We start from the raw sequence: 13,470 nt of genomic DNA, 5'->3' as shown, positions 1-13,470 counted from the left end.
GAATTCCAACTCGTGGTGATTTGGGCCGGCCGGCTTGCAGCCACGTTAAACAAGTCGCTAAAAAGGCCGGAGGTGCAAACCCCGGTCTTGAGGCTGGGGTTTTTTCGTTTGGAGCGAACATCGACATGACTGACAAGAACAACACCGCCGGAACCAACTGGCGCCCTGCGACCGCACTCGTTCATGGCGGCACCACCCGCTCACCTTTCGGCGAGACGTCCGAGGCGATGTTCCTGACACAGGGTTTTGTGTACGACAGTGCGGAAGCGGCCGAAGCACGGTTCAATGGTGAAGATCCGGGGTTTGTCTATTCGAGGTATGCCAACCCAACCGTTGCGATGTTCGAAGACCGTATCAAGATGCTGGAAGGCGCGGAAGCTGCGCGGGCAACCGCCAGCGGCATGGCCGCGGTCAATCTTGCCCTGATGGCGTCGGTCAAGGCGGGGGATCATGTGGTTGCGGCGAAAGCCCTTTTCGGCTCGTGCCGCTACATCTGTGAGACCCTGCTGCCGCGTTTTGGTGTTGAGAGCACGCTCATCGATGGGACGGACATCGAGCAGTGGAAAGCGGCCGTCAAGCCGAACACCAAGGCGCTATTTCTGGAAAGCCCAACCAATCCGACCCTGGAAGTCATCGATATTGCCGCGGTCGCGGAAATTGCAAAGTCGGTTGGCGCGCGCCTGATCGTTGACAATGTGTTTGCGACGCCGATGTACCAGTCTCCTCTGAGCCTGGGCGCGGATGTGGTCATCTATTCCGCCACCAAACATATTGACGGGCAGGGGCGCTGTCTCGGCGGTGTTGTTTTGTCCGATGAAGAGTGGATCACCGAAGAGGTTATGCCGTTTGTCAAACATACCGGCCCGCACATGAGCCCGTTCAGTGCCTGGGTGCTCTTGAAGGGGCTTGAGACATTGCCGCTGCGCGTGGCGCGGCAAACGAGCAGCGCTGGTCAGATTGCGGACTTCCTGGCAGGTCAGTCCAAGGTGAAACGCTTGATCTACCCGGGCCGCGATGATCACCCGCAAGCCGAGATCGCCAAGCGTCAGATGCGCGGTGGTTCGACGATGGTGGCGCTTGAAATCGAGGGCGGCAAGGAGGCTGCATTCCGGTTTGTGAATGCGCTGGACCTGATCCGGATCTCCAACAATCTCGGTGATGCCAAAAGCCTGATCACCCACCCGGCAACGACCACCCACCAGTCGATCGGTGAGGAAGCCCGCACCGAGCTCGGCATTACCGACGGCATCCTGCGCCTTTCTGTTGGTCTGGAAGACCCGCAGGATCTTCTTGAGGACGTCGAAAAGGCACTGGCGGCGATATAGTCTAATGAACTGCGAAAGTGATTGAACACGCTGAAAGAAAACCCCATGCAGGACATATTTGAACGTTTCCGCAAGGTTTTTGGAGTGGAACGCTTACCCGACGGCCTTTTCTATCAGTTCGAATATGGACTTCGATTTGAGCTTGGCGGAACTCTGGGTATGCAGCAGCCAATAAGGCGATTTGTGCAAGCGCATCAGAGATCTACAAAGATTGCAGAAGCCGTCTTCGACAACACAGATAGTGTTTATGCTCTTATTGTAGGCTACGGAATCGACGGAAAAATCTATTCAAAATTCAAGGGGCTGAAGTCTGTTTATTCAGATTTCAGAAAACACAACTACGCCATTAAATGGGATGGTGTATCTGGTTCTGCTGATGAGTATTGGTACTTCCATCGAGTGGGCAGCAGCTGGGAAATCGCTGAGCTTCTTTGGTTGGATATTGCTGCAGAGATGCAAGTAAGACCAGCTGCTTCGAACACACGAACGTACATTTTGGATTTTAAGAAGGCAGTGATCTTGCACGCCTATGATGACAGGGGCCTAGATTTGGTTTCAGTCCAACGCTCACCTCTTCTGAAACCATATGATGAGTTTCGTCATTGGTTACTCAGTCATGACATTGAACGTATTGACCGCAAGTTTGCCTCTTAATGTCATTTCTTCCTGGGCACTGGCGGCGATATAGTCCGCCAGTTCAACGATTGATCAGGCTCCCGGATAAGGACTGGCCATTTTAAGACAGGTGACTTGCATCTCTCCGTCAACAAGCTCCTGATGGCCTGCAAGGAATTGTTGAATGTACGGCATCTGGAGGTGTTCCTTTAGGTCTGCCAGAGACACCCAGGCTTCGTAGAAGACGAAGAGATCCGGGTCGGCCCGGTCGCGATGCACGTGATATTGAAGAGCGCCTGTCTCTTCCCGTGTCGGGGCGATGAGCGCAACAAGTGCCTGTTCCAGTTTTTCAGCAGAACCAGGGCGTGCGCGGGCTTGACCGACCAGCGCATAAGGACCGGTTTCGTCGGTGTCGGGGTCCGGAAGCGCGAAGTCAGGATTGGACATGGAGATCTCCTTAGGTATGATGGATGTCGTACCTAGGTGAATAAAAGGTAAGATGCAAGCCTTACCTATCGAGTGGTGCATGAGGGATGAGATGGGAGAGAAGAACGACAATCTGGAGCCGGTCGACCTGGACTTGGGAAAGGTCCTCACCGCCTTGGCAGATCCACATCGGCGCCGCGTGATCCGGGAATTGGCCCAGGCGGACACGGGCACGGAGCGGACCTGTGCCTCCTTCCAGCTTCCGGTCAGCAAGGCCACAGTGACTCACCATTTCCGGGTATTGCGAGAAGCGGGCTTGATCCGGCAAGTCGATCGGGGCAATTCCAGAGCCGCCGCATTGCGCAGGGAGGAGATCGATACTCGTTTTCCCGGATTGTTGCCGCTGATTGCTGAAGAGATCAGCCCCTGACATCCTGTTCTAACGCGTCGATGCCAGAAGTCCGGCCGCCGTCAGCAAGGTGCCGCCCGCCGTCCGGTTCAGAAGTCTTGGATGTTGTCTCAGGAAACCGAGGCACTGTTTGGCACCTGCCGCATAAAGCATCACAAACGCAAAATCGAGTGCGGCCATGGTTGGGCACATGACCGACAACTGGGGCAGGACCGGCGCCGTCGGATCTATGAATTGCGGAAAGAAGGCGGTGAAAAAGACCAGTGCCTTCGGGTTGCCAAACGCAACCGCAAAGCCGCTCGCATAAAGCCGCGCCGGGTGGGACGACCGATCTGGTGTTGCAGCGTCAGGTAGAGTTGGTGCTGACCGCCACATTTTGACGGCCATAAAGATCAGCACACCGACGCCTGCCCATTTTATGGCCTGAAACGCGACTGCTGAATTTGCGATGATTATGCCCAGGCCTGCTGCGACCAGCAGCATCTGGATCATGTTGGCGGAGATGTCTCCGAGGGCAGTATAGAGCGTGCGTTTCGTCCCGAACTGCAAGGCATGAACCATACCCAATAGGATACTGGGACCCGGGGTCATGGTCAGGATGAGAGAGGCGGCGACGAAGGCGAGCCAGGTTTCTAGGGGCATGATGTTGTCCAGACGGTAATTGTGCTGGAAGGTCGAATAGAGATATATCTTGGCATAAGAAAATAACTTGAGGTTATATTTTGTCGTCAGATTCTCAGGATCTTCCTCTCGCAATGGTCCGGGCTCTTCGGATCATCGAGGAAACGGGAAGTGTTTCCGAAGCCGCTCGGGCCCTTGGCATATCTCAACCGGCTGTCAGCAAGGGCATTGCCCAGCTGGAAAAACGGTTTGGACTGGATTTGCTCATTCGCGGGGCCCGGCCACTCGGGTTGACCGAAGAAGGGCAAGCCTTGGCGGCATTTGCCCGTCAGGCCGATCTTCTGCAAGACAAAGCGCTCCGTCATTTGCAGGATGTCTGGCGGGACAAGATCGGGACCGTCCGCCTCGGGTCCTTTGGATCATCCGCCTCCTTTCATATTCTTCCAAGGCTACTTGGCGCGTTTGGCCGGAAATTTCCTGGTATTGACGTTGAGATCCTGGAATTCCCGGACGCAGACCTTGAAACGGTTTTGCGCAACGGCGGCGTGGATGCGGCGATCTTGGCGGATCCGCATAAAGAGGATCTGGACATTCTCCCGCTCGTGTCGGACGAGCTGGTCGCCCTGGTTCGGGACGATCATCCGTTGGCGGTACGGTCAACGGTGCGGGCGGAGGACCTTTGCCAAGATCCCTTTATCCTGACCAAAGGCGGGAGCGCGCCATTGGTTGAGAAATGGTTCGCAGCAGCCGGACAGACGCCGAATGTGGCGCACACCATATTGCAGGTGAATTCGATCCTGGCACTGGTCAAGGCCGGCCTTGGGGTGTCGATCATTGCAAAACTGGCTCTACCGTCTGAGCCGGTTGGCGTGAAGGTCTTGCCGCTCACCCCAACTGCGCCAAGGTCGATTATCTTGGCCCGGATCGACAAGGCTCCGCGGTCACGCGCTGCGCAAACATTCTGGCAATTCTGCGAGAGCACCTGGACCTAAATGGCCGGACCTGAGTGGTATGGTAGGGTAATCAGCGATCCTTCAAGGCGCGGAGACCGATCAGGACGCGAGCACTGGCTGACACAAGGCAAACGCCGGCAAACGCCCAGGCAAGGACAGGGAACCAGGCTGGCAGGAGCGCCATCAGCAAGAAGAGGCCGATCGTCTCGGTGCCTTCCGCCAAGCCGCCAATGTAGTAGAGCGACTTGGCCCCTTGGTGGTTGGTCGAAAGTTTGCGTTTTTCCGCCATGATGGCAAAGGCAAGGAACGCCGAGCCGTTGGCATAAAAACTTGCAAGCAGAGCCGCTGCAGGCAGCGCATTGGTCTCTGGAGCCTGAATTGCAAAGGCGAGTGGAATTGCACCGTAGAAAAAGAAGTCGAGCGTGATGTCCAGATAGCCGCCAAGATCCGTTTTCTGGCTGGCGCGCGCAACCGCCCCATCCAATCCGTCAAACAGCCGGTTGAGGGCGATTAGAACAAACCCTGCCAGGAAATATCCAAAAGCGATTGAGACGGCAGCCAATAACCCCAAGCAAAAACCGGACACTGTCACCATGTTGGCGCTGATGCCGGCGTTGGCCAGCCGTACCCCGATTGCATTTAGGGGAGGATCGATCATTGGTCGAAGGCGGGCATCAAACATGTAGAAGCGGCTTTACGAAGGATTGTTTGGGCGTTAATGCGAAATCCGGTCCGATTTCACAAGCCACACTCTTTCACGGTTGCGTCAATCGCCCTATAAGCCACATGCAACTCGGCCACGCGGCCGGAATGATAAAAGGAACAATCGTGTCTGGCAGTTACCGCGCCATAACCGACAATATCGAAGTCTCCGTAGAGCCCTATTATCTGGACGATGAGTCGAAACCGGAAGACCAGGAGTTTATCTGGGCCTATCTTGTTGAGATCCACAACGGTGGTGACAAGCCTGTACAGCTCAAGAGCCGGTATTGGATGATCACGGACGCGCTCGGCCGGCTGGAAGAGGTGCGCGGTGAAGGTGTGGTTGGTGAGCAGCCTGTGATCGAGCCGGGCGAGACCTACGAGTATTCCTCTTATTGCCCGCTTGCGACCGATTCCGGGATCATGGCCGGATCATACGAAATGGAGCGTCCAGACGGCACGACCTTCCAGGTTGAAGTGCCAGCCTTCTCGCTGGACCTTCCCGATACGATCCGTAGCCTCAACTAGGTTGGGCTCCGGCGCTTTCAGACACTGTAGAGGCCGCCCGCAAAACCAATCAGGACCCACAAGATCCATTTCCGTCGGTTGAACGCGGTGAGCAGGGCAACGGCCAGGATCGCCATGACAGCATAGATCGCATGTCCGGCAAAACCGGTGCCAAGGACGAGCGCAAAAAGATCTGGGTCCCGGTTTTTGGCCAGCGGATAATGATACTCGGCGAACATCACCAGCGACACGGCGGTGACGCCAACGATCCAGCCAACAAAGGCGATCAGCATCCGCACACCCCAGTGGGCTTTCTTCTGAGCTTTGATGCGGGAAACCTGCCGATTGGGGCGGTGGGCTTGAGCGGGGTGCCTAAGGGCGACTTGCTGCTGATGGCGCCTTAACGGATAGCGCACAGTCGCCTGATAGCCTTGTGAAGGCTTGTTCATCCCCATCTCCGCATGATGCCCCTTGGCCTTTTCGGCTCTGATCGGGTCTTAGCGGTCTCCCGGTTAGGGGCGGGTAAAGCTATTAATTCAATTTGGAACGATTTGGGTCGCCAGGCGGAGTTTGTTTAATGCACCCTGAACCTTGACCCAAACTAGCGCGCCGTCACGCTTGCGGAATGCGACTGGTCATGGACCCAGTTGGCGATAAGGTCGAGTGCTCCCGGTGTAAAGGCCTCACGCCCCAAAGCCAAAAAGGCCCACTCGACCCAAAAAGGCATTTGGTCGGGGCGCTGGTAATTGAACAAATCAGAACGTAACAAGCCATGACTGGCGCCGTCGATGATTTCAAACCGGTTGGATGGGTGCTGGTCTTCCAGAATTTGCCGGTAGGTCTGAGAATTATAGTCGGGATCAACGTTCAGGTCGTCGCTGCCATGAATGATGAACATTGGCTTTTCGGCGGTCTTCAGCGTTTCTGTGGAGTTTAAACGCCAGTTCTTTTTAACGAAGTGAAACCGATCCTCGGGCATCGGAGTGGTTGTGTCTTGAGCGGCAACGTAATCGGCGTAAGCCGCCTCTGGGCCCAGATACTGTTCGTTCTGAGAGGCTTGGCGATCCAGTTCGCTTTTGATTGCCTCTGCAGAAGCGCCGTCGGCAGCCAGTCTTTGCCGTGTGTAATATTGCCCCTGGCGTTGCCAATCGACGGCACCTCCAACGAGCACCAGAAAATCAGTTGGCTCGCTTTCCTGAGCGAGGTGAGGCAGCACCCATCCGGCCTGAGAGAACCCCAGAAAGCCAAATGAAGACAGTGACAGGTCGGGAAGTGTTTTCAATTGAAGAAGGGCCGCTTTCGCAAGGTCAGCCCTGTCACTCATGGAATGGTTCAGCCAATTGCCTTGACTGTCGCCAACGCCTGGCTTGTCCCAGGAGTAAACGGCAATGCCACTCTCAAGAAAGACCTTTATGAGCGGCAGGTATCCGCCGCCCGAGTACCGGTCCTGCGGTCCGTCGCCATGGACCAGCAGTATGACGGGAGCGCCCTGCACGCCGGGCAGGTGCAGGGTCCCGGAGATTTGTGTGTCCTGATGGCGAAACGAAACCGACCTAGCCTCGTAAGCCGAAAGGTCAAAATCATCGAGACCCGATAATACCTGCAGGCCGACGACCAGCATAACCGCGCCAAACACGGATCCGGTCAGCCAGTAAATCCAGCGCCGAAGCATGGGACGCAAGGATCAACGACCTCTGATCAGGCCGTGCGGTGGCGGGCGATGGCACCGCGCTCAATTGCTGCGACGGTCAGTTTGTCCAGGCTGAAACGATCGCGCAGCAACTGGAGGATCCGCAATTCTTCCTTTTCGACGTGCAGATCGGCTGCGGCGACTTCAACGGCCAGCGCATAGGCGGTGTCATAGAGTTTTGACGGCAGAATGTCGCCGACCAGTTCAAGAACCAGCGACAGGCCATTTTCATCCTGCAGAATGTCGCCGCAGCGCTGCGCTGCCGGAATGACATTGTTCGGGTTGTAATCCTTGAAGACGGGCAGTGTCTTGATCATGTCGCCGATCGTTGCCAGTTCATTGTCGGTCATGGAATTGTCCGAGGCGGCGACAATCACCATCACGTAGATGAGAGCTTCCTCGATGCTGATCGGGTCTTGTCCTGACACTTTTCAATTCTCCTTGGCCACCAATGGGCATTTCTGTTGCCCCGATGTAACTGCTCAAACCCGCTGCTTCAAGCATGTTCCCTTTGACAATTGATTGACGGCGGCCCCGCTGTTTTCTAGTGTCGCGCCGCATCAAGCTGGCCAACCCCGGGGAATGACCCGTTTCGCCAGCTTTTCCCTCAAGAACAACTGAAACGACCTTAAGAACATGACCGATCAATCCCTGCCTCCGCTTGACCTTTCGCAAGAGTTTGTCGAGGCGGCCACCAAGTCCAAAGCGTGGCCGTTCGAAGAAGCGCGAAAACTGGTCAAACGGATCGAGAAGCGGGATCCGCAAAAACCGGTTCTGTTCGAAACAGGTTACGGCCCATCCGGGCTGCCGCATATCGGTACTTTCGGTGAAGTTGCCCGCACGACGATGGTGCGCACCGCGTTCCGTCTGTTGACCGAAGACAAGATCCCAACCCGGTTGATCTGCTTCTCCGACGACATGGACGGCATGCGGAAAATCCCGGAAAACGTGCCGGACCGAGCCGCGCTGGAGCCGTATTTGCAGATGCCGCTCACTGTCGTGCCGAACCCGTTCGGCGGCGACTATGAGAGCTTTGGCCATCACAACAATGCCATGCTGCGGCGGTTCCTAGACACCTTCGGCTTTGATTATGAGTTCGCGAGTGCGACCGACTACTACAAGTCGGGCAAGTTCGACGACATTCTTCTGCGGGCTGCCGAACGCTATCAAAAGCTGATGGATGTGATGTTGCCAACGCTTGGCGAAGAGCGCCGGGCGACCTACTCGCCGTTCCTTCCCATCTCGCCGACCTCTGGCCGGGTTCTTTATGTCCCGATGAAAGAGGTCAATGCCAAGGACGGCACCATCACTTTTGAGGATGAAGACGGCCAGGACGTGACCGTGCCGGTCACTGGCGGCAACGTGAAGCTTCAGTGGAAGCCGGACTTTGGTGCGCGCTGGGCAGCGCTTGACGTCGATTTCGAAATGTTCGGCAAGGACCACGGTCCGAACATGGCGGTCTACGACAAGATCTGTAAGGTCCTCGGCGGAACGCCGCCGGAGCATTACGTCTATGAGCTGTTTTTGGACGATAAGGGCGAGAAGATCTCCAAGTCGAAAGGCAATGGTTTGTCCATCGACGAATGGCTTACCTACGCGCCTACGGAAAGCCTTGCGCTTTACATGTTCCAGAAACCGCGGACAGCGAAGCGGATGTATTTCGATGTGATCCCGAAGGCAGTCGACGAATACTATACGTTCGCGCAGAAATACGAACAGATGCCGGTTGAGCAGAAACTGCAAAACCCGGCATGGCACATTCACTCCGGCGACATCCCTAAGATCGACATGCCGGTGCCGTTTGCCATGTTGCTCAACCTGGTATCCGCATCCAATGCAGACAGCAAGGATGTGCTTTGGGCCTTCATTTCCCGCTATGCGCCAGGCGTAACAGCTGAGACACATCCGGAGCTTGACGCGCTGGTCGGCTACGCAATTCGTTACTTCGACGATTTTGTGAAACCGAACAAGTCCTTCAAGACACCGGATGAAACTGAGCGTCAGGCACTTGAGCAACTGGATGCGAAACTTGCAGCTCTACCGGCTGATGCCGACGGTGCAACGATCCAGGACGCGGTTCTGGATGTAGCAAGGGCGATCGAGCGCTACCAGGATCACAACAAAAAAGGACCTGATGGTGGACCGGGCGTGTCCGTTGCCTGGTTCTCAGCGCTTTATCAGCTTCTGTTGGGACAGGAAAAAGGCCCGCGTTTTGGATCTTTTGTCGCGCTCTACGGGATTTCCGAAACCCGCGACATGATTTCAAAGGCGCTCGCCGGAACGATCGCGGACTAGAGCGCCAGACTTATGAAGACAAAGCCGATGACCGTGTGCCGGTCATCGGCTTTTTTGTTTTCAAGACACACAGGCGTTCATTTTGACGCTCGCCATTGCATTCGGCCCGAAAACAGCCTCTGACCGTTGGCCGTCCCGGAGCGCAACGACCTTTGCGCCGGTGATTTCAGCATCTGATACCGTGATCTCGCGGTTTTGCACGGTGTCGTCGACGTCGATCGTGAAGGAGATTTTCTGTGATTTTCCAAGGCTTTTGACAGTCAGTTGGATGCTGTTGTCGCCGTCTTTTACGGACGGAATTGCAGTCAGTTGCTCTCGGCCATCCGTGATTTCGAACGGCTGAAATACCTGAACACCGGCGCCGCTTGACGTCGTGTCAAAGATGAGACCGAACGGGGAGGGCTGAAGGTCGATCGTCACGGTCATCGGGCCAAGGTCGCAGCCGCCAGCCGCAGAAATTGTGAACCGGTCTTTTGGCGCCCCCTCATCGAACCGGACATCGAGGTCCGCTAGAGCCGGGCTCGACAGCGCCAACGCCATCCCACAAATCGCAATCATCCGCATGCTGGTCTCCTTATCTGGTGACCCATATACGGCTCCATTATCAAAGCGGTTTGATTTCGCTTCATTATCGCCAGTCTATCAGCCCAACGACACGTTCAAACACGATTGCTGTCTGGATTGGTGGTTTCCCATATTGGGAAATGGTGGGCATGTCCAAAGCATCATTCGACCTGATCGAGACCCTGTTCCGTGCCAGAGTTCGTTGTCGTGCCGTCTGTGAGTGTCCGCAGGCTCCAATCAACAACGTCTGGCGCGAGTTGCTCCAGATCGATTTCGTTGAGGGCGCTGGGTTCAGCCCAATCTGCTTGCGGAAGATCTGTCAACCACTCGGTCTGCCACTGGCCGATCTCCTTGGCTTTGGCCGCTTCTGCGAGTTCCTTGAATTCATCCGGGGCAGTTTCCAGCGGCGTTGCCCAGCCAAAGCGGACCAATTGCGAACTCAGATCGATTGCACCTCGGGTGCAGACTGCCGAGATTTCCTGAGGGGCCAGGTCTTCTTGTTTGACACAGCTGACTTTCAAGCGCCGGATGAGACCTCGCAGAAAGGTTCTGGCCCGCATGCCGCAAGGCCAGGAGGCACCCAGGTCTGTCTTGCAGGTGGCTTCCAGATCCAGCGATTCAATATGGGCAAGGCGCACTGTCAGGCGCCCGGACTTCAAATGTCCTGCATCCGGGACTTCAACGCGGACCAGTTCCAGCGGACCATCCGGGACTGGTTCGACCGGCGGGTTCAGGAGTTCGAGCAGCCGTTCCGACGGCCCGACACGGGTAAGTTTGCCGGTGACCTGAGGTGCCGACACACCGTCCGGTGAAACATCCCGAAGGGCATCTGGCGGGGACGCGGTAGCTTGCTCATCCTGCGGTGGCGCACTTGGGGCAACCGGAGCTGCATCATTATCAGGTTTGGCCGCCACAACCGGTTCAGTTTGAGAAGAGATGGTCTCCGGCTCAGGTATAGCTGGCGGTTCTGCGATTATGAGCCACGCAACCGCGCCGGCGAAAGCACCGACGACTGCAAGTGGGACGACCAGTGAGCGGATTTTCATATCCGGATCTCAACCCTGTTATTGGCTCGCCCAGATGATACGGGCTGTCCACTCAATTGCCGAGTGGAGAAGCGCCGCCTTCTCCGGATTGTCCCCGATTGTCTGGACTTGCAAGGTTTTCGGCGTCCGTTTCAAAAGCGTGTAGACGGCAAGACCGCCTTCTGAAGGTTTCAACACAATCCGGTCACCGCGCCGGACCGCAGCGGACGGCGCGACAACAATCAGGTCACCTTCACGATAAAGCGGTAGCAAGGCGTCACCAGACACTTCTAGGGCAAAAATATTCTGAGTGTGGTCTGTCGGAAAAACAATTGTTTCCCAGTGTTCTCCCGTCGGGCGGCCCGTGCTGTCGAACGCGTTTTCCTCATGCACGTTGGAAAAGCCAGCAACCGGCAGCGCAGAAAGGGTCGTGGACAGCCTTTGTTCTGGGGCTTCCACCCGACCGGCAAAGCTTTTCAGACTTTCGCCTGTGGCCTCAAGGATCTTTGCAAGAGATTCGGTCGATGGCCATCGTGGACGCCCATCACCGGCAAAGCGTTTCGAGCGGTTAAAGGTGGTCGGGTCCAGTCCGGCTCTCTTCGCCAGGCCTGACGGCGTCATCTCGTTGTAAGAGGCCAATGCATCAATGGCAGCCCATACTTTTTCGTGCGACAGCATCGGGGCCCGTCTCCCACCACCAATCAAACAGGAATAAATACCTTTTTTCCGAGTATGGTGAGTGCAGTTTTTTCTGTCAAAAAGCAAGAATGGCAGCACAGACAGGAGTGCACCGCTTGTCTGTCCCGACGTGCATGAGTAGTGTCCGCCGAAATTATCCCGGACAACGGACTTTTATTACTCCGATGGACCCAACCCCGTATGGAGCGAAACCAGCGCATGACAGCGATCTTCAAAATTGTGCCCAAAACCATGTGGCAGGCAGCCGAACAATCTGGCGTGTTTAAAGGAGCTCCTGTGGATCTGGCTGATGGTTTCATTCATTTCTCCAGCGCTGAGCAGGTCCGGGAAACTGCTGCCAAGCATTTCGCCGGCCAGAACGATTTGCTCATCGTCGCGTTCGACGACACAAGCTTTGGCAGCACCCTGAAATGGGAGCCGTCGCGAGGCGGGGCCTTGTTTCCGCACCTCTACTCCGACCTCGATCCAGCTTCGGCGGTTTGGGTAAGGGATCTTCCCCTCGGTGATGATGGGGCGCACCTGTTTCCGGAGCTGGCGGTATGAGCGGGAACGTGTTTGAAACGGCAATCCAAAAGGGCCTTCAGTTGCTGGACGCAGAAGCAGCCCACCGCGTGACAATTTTAGGCCTGAAATCCGGTTTGGTGCCTTCGAGGACAAGCCCGGTGGATACCCGGCTCGCAGTCAACCTTTGGGATCTGACTTTCCCGAACCCTCTTGGCATGGCAGCCGGCTTTGACAAGAACGGCGAAGTGCCGGATGCACTGCTGAAGCTCGGGTTTGGGTACACGGAAGCAGGTTCGGTAACGCCGCGCGCTCAACCCGGCAACCCAAAACCACGTGTGTTCCGTTTGCCGAACGATCATGGGGTCATCAACCGGTATGGCTTCAACAACGATGGGCACGCTGCTCTGCGGGATCGTCTAAAGGCTCGGAACGGAACTCCTGGCGTGGTCGGCATCAATGTCGGCGCAAACAAGGATTCCGAAGACCGGAACGCGGATTACGTTGCCGGTATCCACGAATTCGCGGAATTTGCCTCATACTTCACGGTGAACATTTCTTCGCCGAATACGCCGGGTTTGCGGGATTTGCAGGCACGATCGGCGCTTGCAGACTTGCTGACCCGCGTCATGGCTGCGCGCGATGACGCAACAGCGAAAATCGGCCGGCAGGTGCCGGTTCTCTTGAAGATTGCGCCGGACGTTGTCGAGGGCGACCTTCAGGACATCGTCGAAGAAGTCTTGGACAAAAAGGTTGATGGTCTGATTGTTTCCAACACCACGATCTCGCGAGAAGGCTTGAGCGGCGAGGGGCCTTTCCAGGAGACCGGGGGCCTTTCCGGCCGTCCGTTATTCCAAAGATCAACCATTATGCTGGCAAAGGCACGCAAGATGGCGGGACCGGATCTCCCGATTATCGGTGTTGGCGGTATCGACAGCGCAGAAACCGCCTGGGAGAAGATCCAGGCCGGAGCCGATCTGCTCCAGCTCTATTCTGCTCTTGTTTTCAAGGGGCCGTCGCTGATCGACGAAATCCTCACAGGCCTCGCTGCCAAGCTTGACGAAAAGGGATTGCCGTCGTTGCGGGCCGCCCGCGATGCCAGCGTTGATGCCTGGGCATCCAAAGAGCCGTAAACGCA

General features: G+C 56.3%; 17 protein-coding genes and 1 riboswitch. Of the genes, 8 read left to right on the top strand and 9 right to left on the bottom strand.

Annotation, left to right across the window (positions count from 1 at the left end; translation table 11 throughout):
- Positions 1–2: 2 nt before the first annotated feature.
- Positions 3–82: riboswitch (SAM riboswitch) on the top strand.
- A 43-nt stretch (positions 83–125) separates the two neighbouring features.
- Complete coding sequence (locus ACVDG4_RS08955; RefSeq protein WP_447234793.1) at positions 126–1,325, top strand: O-succinylhomoserine sulfhydrylase; 1,200 nt, start codon at positions 126–128, stop codon at positions 1,323–1,325.
- Between the two features lie 45 nt (positions 1,326–1,370).
- Positions 1,371–1,979 (top strand): DUF3885 domain-containing protein, encoded by a 609-nt coding sequence (locus ACVDG4_RS08950; protein WP_447234792.1) that lies wholly within the window; start codon positions 1,371–1,373, stop codon positions 1,977–1,979.
- A 54-nt stretch (positions 1,980–2,033) separates the two neighbouring features.
- On the opposite strand, the gene ACVDG4_RS08945 is transcribed toward ACVDG4_RS08950, so the two are convergent.
- Positions 2,034–2,387, bottom strand: a complete 354-nt coding sequence (locus ACVDG4_RS08945; RefSeq protein ID WP_447234791.1) for a putative quinol monooxygenase — start codon at positions 2,385–2,387, stop codon at positions 2,034–2,036.
- Between the two features lie 91 nt (positions 2,388–2,478).
- Here ACVDG4_RS08945 and ACVDG4_RS08940 point away from each other — a divergent pair, with 91 nt between their 5' ends.
- Positions 2,479–2,796 carry an ArsR/SmtB family transcription factor gene (locus ACVDG4_RS08940; protein ID WP_447234790.1) on the top strand — a complete coding sequence of 106 codons (318 nt, stop codon included), beginning with the start codon at positions 2,479–2,481 and terminating at the stop codon, positions 2,794–2,796.
- A gap of 9 nt (positions 2,797–2,805) precedes the next feature.
- Here the strand turns inward: ACVDG4_RS08940 and ACVDG4_RS08935 are convergent, their stop codons facing one another.
- Positions 2,806–3,417: a LysE family translocator gene (locus tag ACVDG4_RS08935; RefSeq protein ID WP_447234789.1), complete on the bottom strand. Its 612-nt coding sequence runs from the start codon at positions 3,415–3,417 to the stop codon at positions 2,806–2,808.
- A 113-nt stretch (positions 3,418–3,530) separates the two neighbouring features.
- On the opposite strand from ACVDG4_RS08935, the gene ACVDG4_RS08930 reads away from it, so the two are divergent.
- Positions 3,531–4,388 carry a LysR family transcriptional regulator gene (locus tag ACVDG4_RS08930; protein WP_447234788.1) on the top strand — a complete coding sequence of 286 codons (858 nt, stop codon included), beginning with the start codon at positions 3,531–3,533 and terminating at the stop codon, positions 4,386–4,388.
- A 31-nt stretch (positions 4,389–4,419) separates the two neighbouring features.
- Here the strand turns inward: ACVDG4_RS08930 and ACVDG4_RS08925 are convergent, their stop codons facing one another.
- Positions 4,420–5,031 carry a CDP-alcohol phosphatidyltransferase family protein gene (locus ACVDG4_RS08925; protein WP_306149448.1) on the bottom strand — a complete coding sequence of 204 codons (612 nt, stop codon included), beginning with the start codon at positions 5,029–5,031 and terminating at the stop codon, positions 4,420–4,422.
- A gap of 128 nt (positions 5,032–5,159) precedes the next feature.
- Between ACVDG4_RS08925 and apaG the strand changes: the two genes are divergently transcribed.
- Positions 5,160–5,579, top strand: coding sequence for a Co2+/Mg2+ efflux facilitator ApaG/CorD (gene apaG, locus ACVDG4_RS08920; RefSeq protein ID WP_209172933.1), 420 nt, complete (start codon positions 5,160–5,162; stop codon positions 5,577–5,579).
- A gap of 17 nt (positions 5,580–5,596) precedes the next feature.
- Here apaG and ACVDG4_RS08915 read toward each other — a convergent pair whose 3' ends face one another.
- From ACVDG4_RS08915 to ACVDG4_RS08905, 3 genes are all read right to left on the bottom strand, one after another.
- A complete protein-coding gene (locus tag ACVDG4_RS08915) occupies positions 5,597–6,007 on the bottom strand; it encodes a hypothetical protein (RefSeq protein WP_306149447.1) in 411 nt (136 codons plus the stop codon).
- 152 nt (positions 6,008–6,159) lie between these two features.
- Positions 6,160–7,230 (bottom strand): alpha/beta hydrolase family protein, encoded by a 1,071-nt coding sequence (locus tag ACVDG4_RS08910; RefSeq protein ID WP_447235103.1) that lies wholly within the window; start codon positions 7,228–7,230, stop codon positions 6,160–6,162.
- Positions 7,231–7,256: 26 nt separating this feature from the next.
- A complete protein-coding gene (locus tag ACVDG4_RS08905) occupies positions 7,257–7,628 on the bottom strand; it encodes a tellurite resistance TerB family protein (RefSeq protein ID WP_209177786.1) in 372 nt (123 codons plus the stop codon).
- Between the two features lie 256 nt (positions 7,629–7,884).
- Between ACVDG4_RS08905 and ACVDG4_RS08900 the strand changes: the two genes are divergently transcribed.
- Positions 7,885–9,543, top strand: coding sequence for a lysine--tRNA ligase (locus ACVDG4_RS08900; protein WP_409689730.1), 1,659 nt, complete (start codon positions 7,885–7,887; stop codon positions 9,541–9,543).
- 60 nt (positions 9,544–9,603) lie between these two features.
- Here the strand turns inward: ACVDG4_RS08900 and ACVDG4_RS08895 are convergent, their stop codons facing one another.
- The 3 genes from ACVDG4_RS08895 to ACVDG4_RS08885 all read right to left on the bottom strand — a co-directional run bounded on the left by ACVDG4_RS08895 (position 9,604) and on the right by ACVDG4_RS08885 (position 11,810).
- On the bottom strand, positions 9,604–10,107 hold the full coding sequence (locus tag ACVDG4_RS08895) for an aggregation factor core (RefSeq protein WP_447234787.1): 504 nt from the start codon (positions 10,105–10,107) through the stop codon (positions 9,604–9,606).
- 161 nt (positions 10,108–10,268) lie between these two features.
- Positions 10,269–11,153 (bottom strand): thermonuclease family protein, encoded by an 885-nt coding sequence (locus tag ACVDG4_RS08890; RefSeq protein ID WP_447234786.1) that lies wholly within the window; start codon positions 11,151–11,153, stop codon positions 10,269–10,271.
- 18 nt (positions 11,154–11,171) lie between these two features.
- Positions 11,172–11,810 carry a S24 family peptidase gene (locus ACVDG4_RS08885; protein ID WP_447234785.1) on the bottom strand — a complete coding sequence of 213 codons (639 nt, stop codon included), beginning with the start codon at positions 11,808–11,810 and terminating at the stop codon, positions 11,172–11,174.
- A 219-nt stretch (positions 11,811–12,029) separates the two neighbouring features.
- Here ACVDG4_RS08885 and ACVDG4_RS08880 point away from each other — a divergent pair, with 219 nt between their 5' ends.
- Both ACVDG4_RS08880 and ACVDG4_RS08875 read left to right on the top strand, forming a co-directional pair.
- Positions 12,030–12,374, top strand: a complete 345-nt coding sequence (locus ACVDG4_RS08880) for a DUF952 domain-containing protein (RefSeq protein ID WP_447234784.1) — start codon at positions 12,030–12,032, stop codon at positions 12,372–12,374.
- A complete protein-coding gene (locus tag ACVDG4_RS08875) occupies positions 12,371–13,465 on the top strand; it encodes a quinone-dependent dihydroorotate dehydrogenase (protein WP_447234783.1) in 1,095 nt (364 codons plus the stop codon). Before ACVDG4_RS08880 ends, ACVDG4_RS08875 begins: the two co-directional genes overlap by 4 nt.
- Positions 13,466–13,470 lie beyond the last annotated feature (5 nt).

It is taken from the genome of Roseibium sp. MB-4, assembly GCF_053005265.1.
Note: the sequence above shows the minus strand (reverse complement) of the source record. Positions and strands in the feature narration are given on the sequence as shown.

What these genes read in the sequence shown, in the direction of transcription:
- ACVDG4_RS08895 (WP_447234787.1), bottom strand. Translation starts at nt 10,107, where the DNA reads ATGCGGATGATTGCGATTTGTGGGATGGCGTTGGCGCTGTCGAGCCCG.
- ACVDG4_RS08905 (WP_209177786.1), bottom strand. Translation starts at nt 7,628, where the DNA reads ATGGTGATTGTCGCCGCCTCGGACAATTCCATGACCGACAATGAACTG.
- ACVDG4_RS08910 (WP_447235103.1), bottom strand. Translation starts at nt 7,230, where the DNA reads ATGCTTCGGCGCTGGATTTACTGGCTGACCGGATCCGTGTTTGGCGCG.
- ACVDG4_RS08955 (WP_447234793.1), top strand. Translation starts at nt 126, where the DNA reads ATGACTGACAAGAACAACACCGCCGGAACCAACTGGCGCCCTGCGACC.
- ACVDG4_RS08945 (WP_447234791.1), bottom strand. Translation starts at nt 2,387, where the DNA reads ATGTCCAATCCTGACTTCGCGCTTCCGGACCCCGACACCGACGAAACC.
- ACVDG4_RS08880 (WP_447234784.1), top strand. Translation starts at nt 12,030, where the DNA reads ATGACAGCGATCTTCAAAATTGTGCCCAAAACCATGTGGCAGGCAGCC.
- ACVDG4_RS08940 (WP_447234790.1), top strand. Translation starts at nt 2,479, where the DNA reads ATGGGAGAGAAGAACGACAATCTGGAGCCGGTCGACCTGGACTTGGGA.
- ACVDG4_RS08935 (WP_447234789.1), bottom strand. Translation starts at nt 3,417, where the DNA reads ATGCCCCTAGAAACCTGGCTCGCCTTCGTCGCCGCCTCTCTCATCCTG.
- ACVDG4_RS08890 (WP_447234786.1), bottom strand. Translation starts at nt 11,153, where the DNA reads ATGAAAATCCGCTCACTGGTCGTCCCACTTGCAGTCGTCGGTGCTTTC.
- ACVDG4_RS08925 (WP_306149448.1), bottom strand. Translation starts at nt 5,031, where the DNA reads ATGTTTGATGCCCGCCTTCGACCAATGATCGATCCTCCCCTAAATGCA.
- ACVDG4_RS08875 (WP_447234783.1), top strand. Translation starts at nt 12,371, where the DNA reads ATGAGCGGGAACGTGTTTGAAACGGCAATCCAAAAGGGCCTTCAGTTG.
- ACVDG4_RS08885 (WP_447234785.1), bottom strand. Translation starts at nt 11,810, where the DNA reads ATGCTGTCGCACGAAAAAGTATGGGCTGCCATTGATGCATTGGCCTCT.
- ACVDG4_RS08950 (WP_447234792.1), top strand. Translation starts at nt 1,371, where the DNA reads ATGCAGGACATATTTGAACGTTTCCGCAAGGTTTTTGGAGTGGAACGC.
- ACVDG4_RS08915 (WP_306149447.1), bottom strand. Translation starts at nt 6,007, where the DNA reads ATGAACAAGCCTTCACAAGGCTATCAGGCGACTGTGCGCTATCCGTTA.
- ACVDG4_RS08930 (WP_447234788.1), top strand. Translation starts at nt 3,531, where the DNA reads ATGGTCCGGGCTCTTCGGATCATCGAGGAAACGGGAAGTGTTTCCGAA.
- ACVDG4_RS08900 (WP_409689730.1), top strand. Translation starts at nt 7,885, where the DNA reads ATGACCGATCAATCCCTGCCTCCGCTTGACCTTTCGCAAGAGTTTGTC.
- apaG (WP_209172933.1), top strand. Translation starts at nt 5,160, where the DNA reads ATGATAAAAGGAACAATCGTGTCTGGCAGTTACCGCGCCATAACCGAC.